This window comes from Pseudomonas sp. PH1b (assembly GCF_000633395.1).
Taxonomy (GTDB): Bacteria; Pseudomonadota; Gammaproteobacteria; order Pseudomonadales; family Pseudomonadaceae; genus Aquipseudomonas.
In genome coordinates this window covers 87,030-103,735 of record NZ_AYMU01000015.1, presented here as the reverse complement: position 1 = coordinate 103,735, position 16,706 = coordinate 87,030, and the positions used below count along the sequence as shown (strand labels likewise).

Annotated in this window: 12 protein-coding genes and 2 tRNA genes; 4 read left to right on the top strand and 10 right to left on the bottom strand. The window is 61.3% G+C overall.

Annotated features, from left to right (window positions below; all coding sequences use genetic code 11):
* Positions 1-58: 58 nt before the first annotated feature.
* From U873_RS0123025 to rnr, 8 genes are all read right to left on the bottom strand, one after another.
* Positions 59-2,356 carry a YgiQ family radical SAM protein gene (locus U873_RS0123025; RefSeq protein WP_025130481.1) on the bottom strand — a complete coding sequence of 766 codons (2,298 nt, stop codon included), beginning with the start codon at positions 2,354-2,356 and terminating at the stop codon, positions 59-61.
* 281 nt (positions 2,357-2,637) lie between these two features.
* Positions 2,638-4,035, bottom strand: coding sequence for a replicative DNA helicase (dnaB, locus tag U873_RS0123020; RefSeq protein WP_025130480.1), 1,398 nt, complete (start codon positions 4,033-4,035; stop codon positions 2,638-2,640).
* Positions 4,036-4,160: 125 nt separating this feature from the next.
* Positions 4,161-4,607 carry a 50S ribosomal protein L9 gene (gene rplI / locus U873_RS0123015; RefSeq protein WP_020299422.1) on the bottom strand — a complete coding sequence of 149 codons (447 nt, stop codon included), beginning with the start codon at positions 4,605-4,607 and terminating at the stop codon, positions 4,161-4,163.
* A gap of 19 nt (positions 4,608-4,626) precedes the next feature.
* The gene (locus tag U873_RS0123010; protein WP_025130479.1) at positions 4,627-5,523 is read right to left on the bottom strand and encodes a hypothetical protein; all 897 of its coding nucleotides are present in this window, start codon (positions 5,521-5,523) and stop codon (positions 4,627-4,629) included.
* A 36-nt stretch (positions 5,524-5,559) separates the two neighbouring features.
* Positions 5,560-5,790 carry a 30S ribosomal protein S18 gene (gene rpsR, locus U873_RS0123005; RefSeq protein ID WP_002551829.1) on the bottom strand — a complete coding sequence of 77 codons (231 nt, stop codon included), beginning with the start codon at positions 5,788-5,790 and terminating at the stop codon, positions 5,560-5,562.
* 28 nt (positions 5,791-5,818) lie between these two features.
* Positions 5,819-6,244, bottom strand: coding sequence for a 30S ribosomal protein S6 (gene rpsF / locus U873_RS0123000; RefSeq protein WP_020299424.1), 426 nt, complete (start codon positions 6,242-6,244; stop codon positions 5,819-5,821).
* A gap of 249 nt (positions 6,245-6,493) precedes the next feature.
* Positions 6,494-7,261 (bottom strand): 23S rRNA (guanosine(2251)-2'-O)-methyltransferase RlmB, encoded by a 768-nt coding sequence (rlmB, locus tag U873_RS0122995; protein WP_025130478.1) that lies wholly within the window; start codon positions 7,259-7,261, stop codon positions 6,494-6,496.
* Entirely contained in the window at positions 7,258-9,885 is a 2,628-nt protein-coding gene (rnr, locus tag U873_RS0122990; RefSeq protein ID WP_025130477.1) for a ribonuclease R, read from the bottom strand. The genes rlmB and rnr overlap by 4 nt, the downstream gene beginning before the upstream one ends.
* Positions 9,886-10,111: 226 nt before the next feature.
* On the opposite strand from rnr, the gene U873_RS0122985 reads away from it, so the two are divergent.
* From U873_RS0122985 to U873_RS0122970, 4 genes are all read left to right on the top strand, one after another.
* Positions 10,112-10,198 (top strand) — tRNA-Leu (locus U873_RS0122985).
* Between the two features lie 165 nt (positions 10,199-10,363).
* Positions 10,364-10,450: transfer RNA gene (locus U873_RS0122980), tRNA-Leu, on the top strand.
* A 206-nt stretch (positions 10,451-10,656) separates the two neighbouring features.
* Positions 10,657-11,682 carry an extracellular solute-binding protein gene (locus U873_RS0122975; RefSeq protein ID WP_025130476.1) on the top strand — a complete coding sequence of 342 codons (1,026 nt, stop codon included), beginning with the start codon at positions 10,657-10,659 and terminating at the stop codon, positions 11,680-11,682.
* Positions 11,682-13,247 (top strand): iron ABC transporter permease, encoded by a 1,566-nt coding sequence (locus tag U873_RS0122970; RefSeq protein ID WP_025130475.1) that lies wholly within the window; start codon positions 11,682-11,684, stop codon positions 13,245-13,247. Before U873_RS0122975 ends, U873_RS0122970 begins: the two co-directional genes overlap by 1 nt.
* Before the next feature lie 63 nt (positions 13,248-13,310).
* Here U873_RS0122970 and U873_RS0122965 read toward each other — a convergent pair whose 3' ends face one another.
* Together U873_RS0122965 and U873_RS0122960 are read right to left on the bottom strand one after the other, a co-directional pair.
* On the bottom strand, positions 13,311-15,245 hold the full coding sequence (locus tag U873_RS0122965) for a methyl-accepting chemotaxis protein (RefSeq protein WP_025130474.1): 1,935 nt from the start codon (positions 15,243-15,245) through the stop codon (positions 13,311-13,313).
* A gap of 138 nt (positions 15,246-15,383) precedes the next feature.
* Positions 15,384-16,676 (bottom strand): adenylosuccinate synthase, encoded by a 1,293-nt coding sequence (locus U873_RS0122960; protein WP_025130473.1) that lies wholly within the window; start codon positions 16,674-16,676, stop codon positions 15,384-15,386.
* Positions 16,677-16,706 lie beyond the last annotated feature (30 nt).

Genomic DNA, 16,706 nt, shown 5'->3' with positions numbered 1-16,706 from the left:
AAAAAAACCGATCCCCATAAAGGCAAAACGCCAGCTCTGCGGCTGGCGTTTGCGTGGATCAGCGCGGCACTACCGGCTTGCGGGTCGGCTTCTTGCCTTTGCCCTTGGCCGCGTCGGCACGCTCCTTGGCCGCCTGCTTGTTGCGGGCGAATGCCGCAGCCTTGGCCTGCTCGCGCTTGTCCCAGGCATTGCCGCCGTCACTGCCCCGAGGTGGCAGGCCGGTGTGCTGGGTGAGGATCTTGGTTTCCTTGGCCACCTTGTGGCTGCCGGCCGGTGTCGAGTTCTTGCGCCGGGCACTCTGGTAGCTGTCGGTTGCCGGCTGGTGGGTCGGGATCAGCTGGTTCTTGCCCGGGCCGATCAGGTCACCACGGCCCATGCGCAGCAAGGCTTCACGCAGCATCGGCCAGCCTTTCGGGTCGTGGTAACGCAGGAAGGCCTTGTGCAGACGGCGCTGTTCCTCGCTCTTGACGATGGTCACCTCGCCACTCTTGTAGGTGACCTTGCGCAGCGGGTTCTTGCCCGAGTGGTACATGGCGGTGGCGGTGGCCATCGGCGACGGGTAGAACGCCTGCACCTGATCGGCACGGAAACCGTTGCCCTTGAGCCACAGGGCCAGGTTCATCATGTCTTCGTCGGTGGTGCCCGGGTGGGCCGCGATGAAGTACGGAATCAGGTACTGCTCCTTGCCCGCTTCCTTGGAGTACTTCTCGAACATGCGCTTGAACTTGTCATAGCTGCCGATGCCCGGTTTCATCATCTGGTTGAGCGGACCTTCCTCGGTGTGTTCCGGGGCGATCTTCAGGTAGCCACCGACGTGGTGGGTCACCAGTTCCTTGACGTACTCCGGCGACTCCACCGCCAGGTCGTAGCGCAGGCCCGAGGCAATGAGGATCTTCTTCACCCCCGGCAGCGCACGGGCACTGCGGTACAACTGGATCAGCGAAGAGTGGTCGGTGTTGAGGTTCGGGCAGATGCCCGGGAACACGCAGGACGGCTTGCGGCACGCGGATTCGATCTCCGGGCTCTTGCAGGCGATGCGGTACATGTTCGCGGTCGGGCCGCCAAGGTCGGAGATCACCCCGGTGAAGCCGGGAACCTTGTCACGAATTTCTTCGATCTCGCGAATGATCGATTCTTCGGAACGGTTCTGGATGATCCGTCCTTCGTGCTCGGTGATCGAGCAGAAGGTACAGCCGCCGAAGCAGCCGCGCATGATGTTCACCGAGAAACGGATCATGTCGTAGGCCGGGATCTTCTCCTTGCCATAGGCCGGGTGCGGAATGCGCTGGTAGGGCATGCCGAACACGTAGTCCATCTCTTCGGTGGTCATGGGAATGGGCGGCGGGTTGAACCACACGTCCACTTCACCATGCTTCTGTACCAGGGCACGGGCGTTGCCCGGGTTGGTTTCCAGGTGCAGCACGCGGTTGGCGTGGGCGTACAGGACCGGGTCGTTGCGCACCTTCTCCATGGACGGCAGGCGGATCACGGTCTTGTCCCGGGTCATGCGCGGGCTGGCAAGGATCTGCACCACCTTGGCTTCGCTGGGGTCTTCCACCGGGCCCTTTTCCTGCTCGATGGCACAGGCCTGGGTGTCCTGGGTATTCACATAGGGGTTGATGATCTTGTCGACCTTCCCCGGACGGTCGATACGGGTGGAGTCCACTTCGTACCAGTCCTTGGGCGTATCGCGGCGAATGAAGGCGGTGCCGCGCACGTCGGTGATGTCTTCGATCTTGTGGCCGTAGGACAGGCGCTGGGCGACCTCGACGATGGCCCGCTCGGCGTTGCCGTACAGCAGGATGTCGGCGCTGGCATCGATCAGGATCGAGTTGCGCACCCGGTCCTGCCAGTAGTCGTAGTGGGCGATCCGGCGCAGGGAGGCCTCGATGCCGCCAAGGACGATCGGCACATGCTTGTAGGCTTCCTTGCAACGCTGGCTGTACACCAGGCTGGCGCGGTCCGGACGTTTGCCCGCCAGGCCACCCGGGGTATAGGCGTCGTCGGAGCGGATCTTCTTGTCCGCGGTGTAGCGGTTGATCATCGAGTCCATGTTGCCGGCGGCGACCCCGAAGAACAGGTTCGGCTCGCCAAGCTTCATGAAGTCGTCCTTGGACTGCCAGTTGGGCTGGGCGATGATCCCGACGCGAAAGCCCTGGGACTCCAGCAGCCGGCCGATGATCGCCATGCCGAACGACGGGTGATCGACGTAGGCATCACCGGTGACGATGATGATGTCGCAGGAATCCCAGCCGAGCTGATCCATCTCCTCCCTGCTCATGGGCAGGAACGGCGCCGGCCCGAAACATTCGGCCCAGTACTTGGGATAGTCAAATAATGGCTTGGCTGCTTGCATGTCGATGACCGGTGTTGGCGTAGATAGGGACGCGATGAATGACAGGAAAATTCGCGGGCGCGGAATATAGCACAAAAAATAACCAATTCCGACCAAAAGGGTCGGAATTCATCGTTTCAAGATCACGACCTGTGGCAAGGCAGCGCGCTTGTGCTCTCACCCGCGGCAGACGCGGATCAGCAATCACCGAGCCAGCATGAGGGCACCGCCGGGCTCCAGGCGTACCGGGCGCCCGCGGCGGCAGCAGGCTCCCTCGCCACCACAGGCGGTTGGCCGCGCGGTTATTCGTCGTCGTCGAAGTTGTAGCTGCCCGGGGCGAGGTTCTCGAAGCGGGTGTACTTGCCGATGAAGGCCAGGCGGATAAACCCGATGGGGCCGTTACGCTGCTTGCCGATGATGATCTCGGCAATGCCCTTGTGCTCGGTTTCCGGGTGATACACCTCGTCGCGGTAAACGAACATGATCACGTCGGCGTCCTGCTCGATCGCTCCGGATTCCCGCAAGTCGGAGTTCACCGGGCGCTTGTTGGGACGCTGTTCCAGGGAGCGGTTGAGCTGGGACAGGGCCACCACCGGGCAGTTGAATTCCTTGGCCAGGGCTTTCAGGGAGCGGGAGATCTCGGAAATCTCGTTGGTCCGGTTGTCACCACTGGAACCGGGGATCTGCATCAGTTGCAGGTAGTCGATCATGATCAGACCGATGTCGCCGTGCTCACGCACCAGGCGCCGGGTCCGCGCGCGCATTTCCGAGGGGCTGATACCCGCGGTGTCATCGATGAACAGCTTGCGATCATTGAGCAGGTTGACCGCCGAGGTCAGGCGTGGCCAGTCATCGTCTTCCAGCTGGCCGGAACGGACCTTGGTCTGGTCGATCCGTCCCAGGGACGAGAGCATACGCATGATCAGCGATTCACCTGGCATCTCCAGGGAGTACACCAGTACCGCCTTGTCACTGCGCAGCACCGCGTTCTCCACCAGGTTCATGGCGAAGGTGGTCTTACCCATGGACGGACGACCGGCAACGATGATCAGGTCGGCAGGCTGCAGGCCGCTGGTCTTCTCGTCGAGGTCGGTGTAGCCGGTGGACAGGCCAGTGATGGCGTTGTCGGTGTTGAACAGGGTGTCGATACGATCGATGGCCTTGGTCAGCAGCTCGTTGACGCCTACCGGGCCACCCGTCTTGGGCCGGGCCTCGGCGATCTGGAAGATCTGCCGCTCGGCCTCGTCGAGGATCTCCTCGGCCGTACGCCCCTCGGGGTTGAACGCGCTATCGGCGATCTCGGTGCTGATGCCGATCAGCTGGCGCAGGGTCGCCCGTTGGCGAACGATCTGTGCATAGGCCTTGATGTTGGCCACCGACGGGGTGTTCTTCGCCAGCTCGCCGAGGTAGCCCAGGCCGCCGACCTGGGAGGTCTGGCCTTCCTTGTCCAGCTGCTCGGACAAGGTCACCACGTCGATCGGCATGTTCTGGTCGGCCAGCTTGGCGATGGCACGGAAGATCAAGCGGTGGTCATGCCGGTAGAAATCACCATCGGACACTTGATCCAACACGCGTTCCCAGGCGTTGTTGTCCAGCATCAGACCACCGAGCACGGCCTGTTCGGCCTCGATGGAGTGCGGCGGCACCTTCAGGGCAGCGGTTTGCAGATCATATTGTTCGGGAGCGGAGATATCGTTCATGGCCACTTGGAATTCGGGGGGCTAAAAATCAGGGTCTGCAGAAAGACAAAGGGCACGACCTGTAAACAGGATCGTGCCCGATGTTAACCGTCAGCCACACAAGGTGCCAGACGATTTGGTACTGCTTAAGCAGCCACCACGACAACGCGTACGGTTGCTTCAACTTCAGCGTGCAGGTGCACGGCTACGTCGAATTCACCCACGTTGCGGATGGTGCCGTTCGGCAGACGAACTTCGCTTTTTGCAACTTCAACGCCGGAGGCGGTCAGTGCATCAGCGATGTCGTGGGTGCCGATCGAACCGAACAGCTTGCCTTCGTCACCGGCGGTGGCAGTGATGGTCACTTCCAGCTCGGCCAGTTGGGCAGCACGGCTTTCAGCCGAAGCTTTACGGTCTGCAGCCAGTTTTTCCAGCTCAGCACGACGCTCTTCGAACGCAGCCAGGTTGGCAGCGGTCGCAGCGGTGGCTTTGCCGTAAGGCAGCAGGTAGTTACGGCCGTAACCAGCCTTAACGTTCACTTTGTCGCCCAGGTTGCCCAGGTTGGCGACTTTTTCCAGAAGGATCAGTTGCATGTGAAAATCCTCTTAACTTTTAACCTTCACCGTTCGCAGAGCCGTCATCGGCGTCTTTCGGCGCCAAACGACCGCGAAAATCAATCAGGCTGTCAACAATGGTCAGGACCACGAGCAACGGGACGAGCAGGTGCATCAAAGGCAGCAGCGTGACGTAAACCCCGACCAGCCAGAAATTGGCCAGTCTTTTCTGCGCCACCAGCCCGTGCATCAGGGCCAGCCCGGCGAGGACCAGTGGTACGCTGCAAAACGGCACCAGAATCCACATTTGCGGGCTCAGAATCGGCCCCACAAACATCAATGCCAGCAGCAACATCAAGGGTCCCTTGGGGATTCTGATCTGGCGAAATTCGCGACCAAAACCACCGGGGTTGTACAACGACGCTTGCCAGTAGCGCCCAAGAATCAGGCACAGCACGCTGAAGACCTGGAACATCATCGCAATCGAACCGATCACCATGGGTGCAACGAGTGAGGCGAGATTGGCTCGCTGATCTACCGAAAGCTGCTGGTAGACCTCACCCAACATCAGTGGCAGGACCTTTACAAGTTCCTGCGTCACCGCGTCGACAAAGGGACTGAACAGCGTCCCCAATATCGCTGCACACAACAGCGCAATCGCCACGCTCGCCAACAGCACACGATTCCAGGAGTGGCCGGCGCGCAACACCAGCGCCAGACCGCAAGACCCAAGCAGCACCAACAGTGCACTGGGGTCTTTCTGGAAGTGCCAGCAAATCAATGCTGAAAGCACCCCGACTCCGAGGACGCCAAGGGCGTCCGAACCGCGCCGAAGGAGCACAAGGCAACCCGCAGCGGCACTCAACCAGAACAACAGCGGCAATGCCGCAGATCCGGCCACGACTAACGTGGCCTGCACACGACCGCGCATGATGAACTCAGCTAAGGCGCGCATGCATTCAATCCCTTACTACTTGTCGACTGCCCGATCTCAGCGGCCGTGGCTGTCGGTGTAGGCCAGCAGGGCCAGGAAGCGGGCGCGCTTGATAGCGGTGGCCAGCTGACGCTGATAACGAGCTTTGGTACCGGTGATGCGGCTTGGAACGATTTTGCCGGTCTCGGATACGTAGGCTTTCAGAGTGTTGAGATCTTTGTAATCGATCTCTTTCACGTCTTCAGCGGTGAAGCGGCAGAATTTACGACGACGGAAGAAACGTGCCATGTAATTGGCTCCTCAAAAGGTCCGTGGATTACTCGTCAGCGTTGTCGCTGGCGTCGCTGTTATCGCTGTCATCGCCATCGGCGCTGTCAGAGTGCTCAGGACGGTCACGACGCTCACGGCGCTCACTGCGGTTTTCTTCAGCCTTGAGCATCTCGGATTGGCCGGTAACGGCTTCTTCGCGACGGATGACCAGGTTACGGATCACAGCATCGTTGTAACGGAAGTTGTCTTCCAGCTCAGCCAGGGCCTTGCCGGTGCACTCAACGTTCAGCATCACGTAGTGAGCCTTGTGAACATTGTTGATTGCGTAGGCCAGTTGACGACGGCCCCAATCTTCCAGACGGTGGATTTTGCCGCCGTCTTCTTCGATCAGCTTGGTGTAACGCTCAACCATGCCGCCGACTTGCTCGCTTTGATCCGGGTGGACCAAAAAGATGATTTCGTAATGACGCATGAATGCTCCTTACGGGTTGTAGCCTGCCGCCTATAAGCGGTCAGACAAGGAGTGAATGACACTGGTGTGTCTTGCCACAGATAGGCACATATGCGCCTGCCGTCACGGCAAGGGGCGCAATTGTAGAGAAGGGGGAACAGCGGCGCAAGGCAATTGGTGAATATTTGAACAATCACCTGAAGGAGCCGGTGGCCGACAATGAACGACGGCACGTGGTTCGCCGGCAAGCCGGCTCCTACAGCGGGACGGTCAGGCCTTCTTGGCGCTGGCCTTGGCCTTGACGCCGCGCTGGCGCATGGCTTCGAACAGGCAGACGCCTGTGGCCACGGAGACATTGAGGCTGCTGACACTGCCGGCCATCGGCAGGCGCACCAGGTAGTCGCAGTGCTCGCGGGTCAGGCGACGCATGCCCTTGCCTTCGGCGCCCATGATGATGATGGTCGGGCCGGTCAGGTCCTGATCGTACAGTTCCTGCTCGGCCTCGCCGGCGGTGCCGACGATCCACAAGCCACGCTGCTGGAGCTTTTCCAGGGTGCGCGCCAGGTTGGTCACGGCCACCAGCGGGATCACTTCGGCAGCGCCGCAGGCAACTTTGCGCACGGTCGGCGTCAGGGTTGCCGACTTGTCCTTGGGCACCAGCACCGCCAGGGCACCCGCCGCATCGGCAGTGCGCAGGCAGGCACCTAGGTTGTGCGGATCGGTCACGCCATCCAGCACCAGCAGCAGCGGCGCGCCTTCGGTGCGATCCAGCAGCTCGTCGAGCATGGCTTCGCCCCACACCTGGCTCGGGCTGACTTCAGCCACAACGCCCTGGTGCACGCCTTCGACCCAGGCGTCCATTTCCCGACGCTCGGCCTGACCGACCGACACACGGTTCTGTGCGGCCAGCTCTACCAGCACCTGGACCCGTGGATCGCTGCGACCTTCAGCCAACCAGATCTGCTTGACCCGCTTGGGGTGGTGGCGCAGCAGCGCCTCCACGGCATGCACACCGTAGATTTTTTCCAACTGACTCATGACTTCGCCTTAGGTTTACGCGCCCCGCCGCTCTTCGCGCCGGAAGCAGAGCCCGCTTTTGGCGGCCCCTTACGGTGTTTGCTCGGCTTGGCGGGCTTGTCGCCGTCACGCGCGGAAGACGACTTGCCGGGCTTTCCAGCCGACGACGCCCGACCACCGCCCTTGGCTTCGGCCAGCAGCGCCTGCTTCATTTCGCGGCTTTTGCGCAGCTCGGCGTTCTTCGCCGCAGCGTCGCTCGGACGATAAGCCTCGCTGGCCTTTTCCTTGGAAGCGCTGCGACGCCCCGCCTTGGCTGGAGCAGGCTCTTCAACGACTTTGCTCGCCGGCACATCGGCAGCGCCACGCTTCTTGCGACCGATCGGCGCGCTGATGGTTTTTTCCGCCATCTCGAAATCGATCTTGCGCTCGTCCAGGTCCACACGCATGACCCGCACTTCCACGGTATCGCCCAGGCGGAAGCTGCGGCCGGTGCGCTCGCCCGCCAGGCGGTGGTGCACAGGGTCGAAGTGGTAGTAGTCACCCGGCAAGGCCGTGACGTGCACCAGACCTTCGACATAGATGTCGGTCAGCTCGACGAACAGGCCGAAACCGGTAACCGCGGTGATCACCCCCGGGAAGGACTCGCCGACGCGATCCTTCATGAACTCGCACTTGAGCCAGTTCACCACATCGCGGGTGGCCTCGTCGGCACGGCGCTCGCTCATCGAGCACTGTTCGCCGAGCTGCTCCAGGAGCGCCTCGTCGTACGGATAGATGCGTGCCTTCGGAATCGTCATGGCCCCGGCACGGCGCACGTGCGGCGTGTCCTGCTTGGAGTGGATGACGCTGCGGATGGCCCTGTGGGTCAACAGGTCCGGATAGCGACGGATCGGCGAAGTGAAGTGGGTATAGGCTTCGTAGTTCAGGCCGAAGTGGCCCTGATTATCGGCGCTGTATACCGCCTGGCTCAGGGAGCGCAGCATCACGGTCTGGATCAGGTGGTAATCCGGACGATCCTTGATGGTTTCCAGCAGGGCCTGGTAGTCCTTCGGTGTCGGGCCGTCCTTGCTTTTATGCAGGGACAAACCCAGCTCGCCGAGAAAGGCGCGAAGTTTTTCCAGACGCTCCGGCGGCGGACCATCGTGCACCCGGTACAAGGCCGGAATTTCGTGTTTCTTGAGGAATTCGGCAGTGGCCACGTTGGCCGCCAGCATGCACTCTTCGATCAGTTTGTGAGCATCGTTGCGAGTGGTTGGGCGAATTTCGGCGATCTTGCGCTCGGAACCGAAGATGATCCGGGTTTCCTGGGTTTCAAAATCGATGGCGCCACGGGTGTGACGGGCACCGAGCAAAACCTTGTACAGCGCGTAGAGCTGCTTGAGGTGTGGCACGACATCCGCGTACTCGCTGCGCAGCTGCTTGGCTTCGCTGGTTTTCGGCTGCTCGAGCATGCTGCTGACCTTGTTGTAGGTCAGGCGCGCCTTGGAGTGGATCACCGCTTCGTAGAACTGGTAATCGGTCATCTCGCCGGACTTGGAGATGGTCATCTCGCAGACCATGGCCAGGCGATCGACTTTCGGGTTCAGCGAGCACAGGCCATTGGACAACTGCTCGGGCAGCATCGGGATCACCCGCTCAGGGAAATACACCGAGTTGCCACGCACCTGGGCTTCAGCATCCAGGGCCGAGCCGATCTTCACATAGCTGGAAACGTCGGCAATCGCCACGTACAGCTTCCAGCCACCGCCGAACAGGCGCAGCTTGCCCGGCTTGGCTTCGCAGAACACCGCGTCGTCGAAGTCGCGAGCGTCTTCGCCGTCGATGGTGACGAACGGCAGATCACGCAGGTCGATGCGCTTCTCTTTGTCCTTTTCTTCCACTTCCGGCTTGAGCTTGGCGGCTTCCTTGAGCACGGCCTCTGGCCAGACATGGGGAATATCGTAGGTGCGCAGGGCAACGTCGATTTCCATGCCCGGAGCCATGTAGTTACCCACCACTTCCACCACATCGCCTTGCGGCTGGAAGCGTGGTGTCGGCCAGTGAGTGATTTTCACCTCAACGAACTGACCAATCTTGGCATTGGCGTTGCGCCCCGGAGTGACCAGCACTTCCTGCTGGATCTTCGGGTTATCCGCCACGACAAAACCGATACCGCCTTCTTCGAAGTAGCGACCGACGATGCTCTCGTGGGCACGGGATACGACTTCGACGATCACGCCCTCACGACGGCCACGGCGATCCAGGCCGGAAACCCGGGCCAGTGCACGGTCGCCATCGAACACCAGGCGCATCTGCGCCGGGCTCATGAACAGGTCATCGCTACCATCATCGGGCACCAGGAAGCCGAAGCCATCGCGGTGGCCGCTGATACGGCCGAGAATCAGGTCAAGCTTGTCCACCGGTGCATAAGTGCCACGGCGGGTGTAGATCAGTTGAGCATCACGCTCCATGGCGCGCAGGCGGCGGCGCAGGGCTTCGAGCTGGTCTTCGGTGGTCAGACCGAACTCGTCGACCAACTGCTCGCGACTAGCAGGCGAACCCCGGTCAGCAAGGTGCTGGAGGATGAGTTCGCGGCTAGGAATAGGGTTTTCGTATTTTTCCGCTTCACGAGCGGCCTCGGGATCGAGGGACTGCCAATCGGCCATTAGATAAATTTCACCTTGTCTATATGCGGGTTAGTTTGGCATACGCGTATTGAAACGGGAAATTTCAGGCTCAGACAACACTGGAAAATTCCCTGCCGGGGGTTCGGATACATCCCCAGGACAACCCGCTGATGCTTTTTTCAGATTTTTTTGAAGGTAGGGGTTTACAGCTTAAAGGTCCCTCCGTATAGTGCGCGCCATCGACGACGGAGACGTCAACGATGCTGCCCAGATGGTGAAATTGGTAGACACGCCAGCTTCAGGTGCTGGTGACCGCAAGGTCGTGGAAGTTCGAGTCTTCTTCTGGGCACCAATTCAAGAGCTTGAGATTAGATCAGTTTCAAGGCTCAAACAAAAACCCGCGAAAGCGGGTTTTTGCATTCTAAGTGTTTGATTTAATAAAACCAAAACAGGGGTTTACAGATCAAAACGCGGTCCGTATAGTGCGCTCCATCGACACGGCGACAACGTCGATACTGCCCAGATGGTGAAATTGGTAGACACGCCAGCTTCAGGTGCTGGTGACCGCAAGGTCGTGGAAGTTCGAGTCTTCTTCTGGGCACCAATTCAAAACTTGAAAGCATTGTTTTCAAGTCTCACAAAAACCCGCGAAAGCGGGTTTTTGCGTTTCTGCCCCCAGAGAAATCCCCGGGTCGCTGCCCTCTCGCCGCTCTACCTCAAGTCATCCGAACTCCGCAAGCCGCACATGAGAAACGATATCGTTTATGATTGTTACAAGTTTTTGCGGCACTACAGTGAGGAAACCTGCGAATGATGTTCAGAAATACCCTCCTTCCAATCTCCCTTCTGCGCGGCTTGACCATCACTTTGCTGGGACTGACCCTGGCATCTCCACTCACCCAGGCCGCCGATGCGGTTTCCCTGACCCTGTACAACGGCCAGCACAAGGAAGTCGGTGACGCCGTCGCCAAGGCTTTCGAAGCCAAGACCGGGATTCATGTCAATGTGCGCAAAGGCAGCAGCAACCAATTGGCCAGCCAGGTCGTTGAAGAAGGCGACCGCTCTCCTGCCGACGTGATCTACACCGAAGAATCCCCGCCCCTGAACAAACTCGGCGAACAAGGCCTGCTGGCACAGACCGATGCTGCGACGCTGGCAGTGCTGCCCAAGGAATATGTGGCCGGCAACGGCACCTGGATCGGCATCACCGCCCGTGTAAGGGTCGTGGCCTTCAATCCGAAACTGATCGAAGAGAAGGATCTGCCCAAGTCGGTCATGGAGTTCTCCCAACCGCAATGGCAGGGCAAGGTCGGCTTCGTCCCCACCAGCGGCGCCTTCCAGGAACAGGCCGTGGCCATCATCAAACTGCACGGCATGGACGCCGCCGAAGAGTGGCTGACCGGCCTGCGGGCGTTCGGCAAGGTCTACAGCAACAACATGGTGGCCCTGAAGGCCGTGGAAAACGGCGAAGTCGCCACGGTGCTGGTGAACAACTATTACTGGTTCGCCCTGCAACGAGAGAAAGGCCAACTCGACTCGAAACTGCACTACTTCACCGGTGGCGACGTCGGCGGCTTGATTACCGTGTCCAGCGCTGCGGTGCTCAAGTCCAGCAAACACCCGAAAGAGGCCCAGCAATTCCTCGCCTACATGGCCAGCGAAGAAGGCCAGCGAGTCATCACCCAGACCACGGCCGAGTACCCTCTGCACAAAGGCATGGAATCGGATCGCGGACTCAAGCCGTTCAGCGAGCTGGAAGCCCCGAAGGTGACCCCTGCCGACCTCGGCAATGCCGAGGAAGCGCTGGACCTGGAACGTGACGTCGGCCTGAATTGATGAACCCATCGCCATCCGCCCCTGCCATGCCCAGCAGTTACGTGCCAGGACGCAAGCGGCCCTCGATCTGGCTGCTGCTTCCGGTCCTGCTGCTGGTCTGCCTGAGCCTGCTGCCACTGGGCTATGTAGGGCTCAAGGCCTGGCAGGCCGGCTGGGCCGAGGCACTGCACCTGCTGTGGCGCCCCTACGTGTTCCGCTTGCTGAGCAACACCCTGCTGCTGATGCTCGGAGTGACCAGCGCCTGCGCGATCATCGGCCTGTCCCTGGCCTGGCTGCTGGAACGCAGCGACCTGCCGGGACGACGCATCTGGGGCGTGGTGCTGTGCCTGCCCTTTGCCGTGCCGGCCTTTGTCAGCAGCTTTACCTGGGTATCGCTGAGCGCCGGCTTCGAAGGGCTTGGCGGCGCGATCCTGGTCATGACCCTGTCCAAGTACCCCCTGGTGTTTCTGCCGGTAGCGGCCACCCTGCGCAATCTCGACCCCTCCCTGGAAGAGTCGGCGCGCACCCTGGGGCAAAACCGCTGGGGCGTGTTCTTCAGGATCACCCTGCCCCTGCTCTGGCCCTCGCTATTGGCCGGATCATTACTGATTGCCCTGCACATGCTGGTGGAGTTCGGCGCGCTGTCGATCATCGGCCTGCAAACCTTTACCACGGCGATCTACCAGCAATTCGAGCTCGAATTCAGCAACGCCAATGCGGCGATGCTTTCAGCAGTACTGCTGGCGCTGTGCCTGATCCTGCTGGGCCTGGAGCTGCGGGTTCGCGGCAAGGGCCGGCACGTACGTACCGGCCAAGGTGCAGCGCGACATGCAGAGCAGGTACGCCTGGGACGCTGGAGTATCGGCGGGCAGCTGTTCTGCCTGGTCCTGGCCTTGATCGGCAGCGGCGTGCCCCTGGGCATGCTCGCCTATTGGCTGGCAGTGGGTTCATCGGCGGCCTTTCCGATCGCGGCCATCAGCGAAGCCCTGCTCTCCTCCCTGGCTCTGTCCCTGGGTGGCGCCGGTCTATGCCTGGCATTGGCCGTACCGGTGGGCCTGCTGGTGGTGCGCTACAAAGGGCAACTGGCGATCTGGGCGGAACGCCTGCCCTACCTGCTGCATGCCTTGCCCGGCCTGGTGATTGCGCTGACCCTGGTGTACTTCGCCCTGCACTATGTACCCGTGCTGTATCAGACGTCCGCCCTGTTGCTGATCGCCTACGCCCTACTGTTCCTGCCCCTGGCGCAGGCCCCGATCCGCACCGCCCTGAACAAGGCTGCACCACAGCTGGAAGAGGCCGCCAGAACCCTGGGGGCCTCTTCCTTCAGCGCCTTTTGCCGAGTGACCCTGCCCATCATCTTCCCGGCACTGGGCGCCGCCTTCGCCCTGGTGTTCCTGGATGCCATGAAGGAACTGACCGCCACCCTGCTGCTCAGCCCTACCGGACTGAACACCCTGGCGACTGAGGTTTGGGCGCACACGGCGAATGTGGAGTTTGCGGCAGCAGCCCCTTATGCGGCGCTGCTGATCCTGGTGTCCGGCCTGCCGGTGTACCTGCTGACGACGCGGATGTACCTGAGCCGCTGAGGCCGGCCTTGGCGACAACTTGCTTGCTCCATCACCGGCAGGAAGCAAGTTGCCAGCCAAGCCTCAGGCACGGAATTGTCCCAGGCTGGCCTTGAGCTGGGCCGCCAGACCATCCAGCACCTTGCCACTGGCAGTAGTCTCCACCACCGCCTGAGCTGCCCGCTCGGCCTGGGCATGGATGGTTTCCACCCGCCCGCGCACTGCCTGCGCGCCCTGGGCCTGATGCGCCGCAGCTTGGGTAGCCAGGCCAATGGCGGTGTGCACCTGCTCCACCGAAGACTGCACCGACTGCTGCAGGCGGGCACTGTCACGCAGTACCAGCAAGCCTTCACTGGCCTGACGCCCAGCCTGACCAATGGCCGCTACCGCCTCCCGCGCGCCTTGCTGCAGGGCGCCGATGTGAGCCTGGATATCGCCAGTGGAGCTCTGGGTCTTGCTGGCAAGGGCCCGCACCTCATCCGCCACCACGGCAAACCCACGCCCGGTCTCGCCCGCACGGGCCGCCTCGATCGCTGCATTCAACGCCAGCAGATTGGTCTGCTCGGCAATGCCATGGATCACCGTCAGCACCACCTCGATCTGCTCGCTCTGCTGAGCCAGTCGCTCGATCACCTTGGCCCCGGTGTCCACCTGGCCGGCCAGGGCTTCGATCAGGCTGCCGACCTGCTCAGAGGTCCGCGTGGTTTCATCAGTGGCCTGGCGGATCTCCACCACCTGCTGCAGCGCTGCCTGCATGGCCTGGCTTTCCGCCTGGGCCTCATCGGCCATTTGCGACAGTGCCCGCAAGCTTTCAGCCACCTCGTCACGCTGAGCTTCGGCTGCCGCATCGGCTCCGGCATTACGCAAGCTCATGGCACCAATCTCGACCCCGGTACGCTGCGCCACATCACCCGCCTCACGCACAATGGGCTGCAACTTATCCACAAAGCGGTTCACCGCCGAAGCCATATCGCCGATTTCATCATTGCTGTTGAGTGGCACCCGCTTGGTCAGGTCACCCTCGCCTGCCGCCAGATCATTGAGGGCGCTGATCAGCAGATGCAGCTTGTTTACCACGCGCCGGCCCAGCACCACGGCCAGCAGCAACAGCAAGGCCAGGCCCACCAGCGCCAGGCCCACGCCAATCTGCCAGCGCAAGGTGGCTGCTGCCTCCTGCACGGTGCTGGCGGTGTTGATCTGCATTTGTGCTGCAGTGCCCTGGGCCGACTGCAGGCGCGCGCGCATCGCCGCCGAACTGTCGGCAGAGGCTCCCTTGAGGCTGTCGCCTACCAACTGATCACTGCTGGCAATCAACGCCCCGAAGCGCTGATCGAGCGCGGCGATATCGGCCTCCACCGATGCCGTAGACACGCCCATCAGCACCTTGCCGATCTCCACCCCATTGGGATTGATCGACGCCTCGAGGTAGTAGACCGAAGGATCGTTCTTCGCCGCGTCCAGAACCTTGTCCAGGGCCCGATCGCCCTTGCCCTTTTCCAGCAGGGCCTTGTTGATCGGGTTTTCCCGGTTCAGGTAACGAGTCAGGTGCTCGCCCGCAGCATCGTCATAGACCACGAACAACACATTGGGATTACGCTGGGCACGCCGTGCGAACTCGGACAGGGTGGGCACATCGCTGTCCCACATGGCGCGAGGCGCTACGGAAGCCAGCAATTGGGCCATGTCATTGGCGGAGTCTTTCAGGTCCTTCTCCAAAGCCGCCCGCAACTGGACCTGTTCTTCCTTGAGCCGCGAAGACAGGCCAGCCGTAAGGCGCTGGCGGGTGCTGCTGGACAGGCTTTCGAGACTGGAGGTGACCTCCTTGCCCGCCTGCTCGAGCTCGCCAGCCAGTTTCTGGCTGTCCACCCCCAGGCGAGAGGCCAGATCAGCCTCCAGGGCCGTTACCGTGCTCCGAGTCAGGGCAACGGCTACCAGCACTTGCACCAAAAGGGCGATACCGAGAGTAACGAACACAGGCCGCAATAAACGGCTTTGTAACAGTGAGAGAACGGCCGACACAGGAAATCCCTCTACTTTTGACGCCATTATTCTGATGGCACTCTAGAAGCAAATTTCACAGCAAGGGTCGTGCCGTACGGCAGGCAGAAACGACAAAGGGCCCATCAGGGGCCCTTTGTTTTTTACATCAACGGCTTATCAAGCAAACGGATGGCGCAGAACGATGGTTTCGTTGCGGTCCGGGCCTGTCGAAATAATGTCGATCGGCGCGCCGACCAACTCTTCGATGCGCTTGATGTAGGCCTGGGCGGCGGCAGGCAGCTCTTGCAGGGTCTTGGCACCCAGGGTCGACTCGCTCCAGCCCGGCATCTGCTCGTACACCGGCTCCAGGCCGATGTAGCTGTCAGCGTCGGTCGGTGCGTCGATGACTGCACCATCCTGGTTCTTGTAGCCGACACAGATGTTGATGGTTTCCAGGCCATCCAGCACGTCCAGCTTGGTCAGGCACAGGCCCGAGATGCTGTTGACGTCGATGGCGCGACGCAGGATCACGGCGTCGAACCAGCCGCAACGACGGGCACGGCCGGTGGTGGCACCGAACTCATGGCCGCGCTTGGCCAGGAAAGCACCGATGTCATCGAACAGTTCAGTCGGGAACGGACCCGAACCCACGCGGGTGGTGTAGGCCTTGGTGATGCCCAGGATGTAGTCCAGGTACATCGGACCCACGCCCGAACCAGTGGCGATGCCGCCAGCGGTGGTGTTGGAGCTGGTGACGTACGGGTAGGTACCGTGGTCGATGTCCAGCAGCGAGCCCTGGGCACCTTCGAACATGATGTCCTTGCCGGCGCGGCGCAGCTGGTGCAGCTCAGCGGTAACGTCGAGCATCATCGGCTTGAGCAGCTCGGCGTATTCCATGCACTCGTCCAGGGTCTTCTGGAAGTCGATGGCCGGCTCTTTGTAGTAATTCACCAGGACGAAGTTGTGGTAGTCCAGCAACTCGCCCAGCTTGGCGGCGAAACGCTCACGGTGGAACAGATCGCCGATGCGCAGGCCACGGCGCGCCACTTTATCTTCGTAAGCCGGGCCGATACCGCGACCGGTGGTACCGATCTTCTGTTCGCCACGGGCTTTCTCGCGAGCCTGGTCCAGGGCCACGTGATAGGACAGGATCAGCGGGCAGGACGGGCTGATACGCAGGCGCTCGCGCACCGGTACGCCTTTCTCTTCCAGCTTGACGATTTCACGCATCAAGGCATCCGGTGCTACCACCACGCCGTTGCCGATCAAGCACTGCACGCCTTCGCGCAGCACGCCGGACGGGATCAGGTGCAGGACGGTCTTCTCACCGTCGATCACCAGTGTGTGGCCAGCGTTGTGGCCACCTTGGTAGCGCACTACGGCGGCGGCATGTTCGGTCAGCAGATCAACGATCTTGCCTTTGCCCTCATCACCCCACTGGGTGCCCAGGACTACGACATTCTTACCCATAACACTTGTCCTCATTCGCGCAAACTTGGT

Bases quoted from the DNA above. Each gene is read 5' to 3' on its own strand.
- U873_RS0123025 (WP_025130481.1), bottom strand. From the start codon at position 2,356: ATGCAAGCAGCCAAGCCATTATTTGACTATCCCAAGTACTGGGCCGAA.
- dnaB (WP_025130480.1), bottom strand. From the start codon at position 4,035: ATGAACGATATCTCCGCTCCCGAACAATATGATCTGCAAACCGCTGCC.
- rplI (WP_020299422.1), bottom strand. From the start codon at position 4,607: ATGCAACTGATCCTTCTGGAAAAAGTCGCCAACCTGGGCAACCTGGGC.
- U873_RS0123010 (WP_025130479.1), bottom strand. From the start codon at position 5,523: ATGCGCGCCTTAGCTGAGTTCATCATGCGCGGTCGTGTGCAGGCCACG.
- rpsR (WP_002551829.1), bottom strand. From the start codon at position 5,790: ATGGCACGTTTCTTCCGTCGTCGTAAATTCTGCCGCTTCACCGCTGAA.
- rpsF (WP_020299424.1), bottom strand. From the start codon at position 6,244: ATGCGTCATTACGAAATCATCTTTTTGGTCCACCCGGATCAAAGCGAG.
- rlmB (WP_025130478.1), bottom strand. From the start codon at position 7,261: ATGAGTCAGTTGGAAAAAATCTACGGTGTGCATGCCGTGGAGGCGCTG.
- rnr (WP_025130477.1), bottom strand. From the start codon at position 9,885: ATGGCCGATTGGCAGTCCCTCGATCCCGAGGCCGCTCGTGAAGCGGAA.
- U873_RS0122975 (WP_025130476.1), top strand. From the start codon at position 10,657: ATGATGTTCAGAAATACCCTCCTTCCAATCTCCCTTCTGCGCGGCTTG.
- U873_RS0122970 (WP_025130475.1), top strand. From the start codon at position 11,682: ATGAACCCATCGCCATCCGCCCCTGCCATGCCCAGCAGTTACGTGCCA.
- U873_RS0122960 (WP_025130473.1), bottom strand. From the start codon at position 16,676: ATGGGTAAGAATGTCGTAGTCCTGGGCACCCAGTGGGGTGATGAGGGC.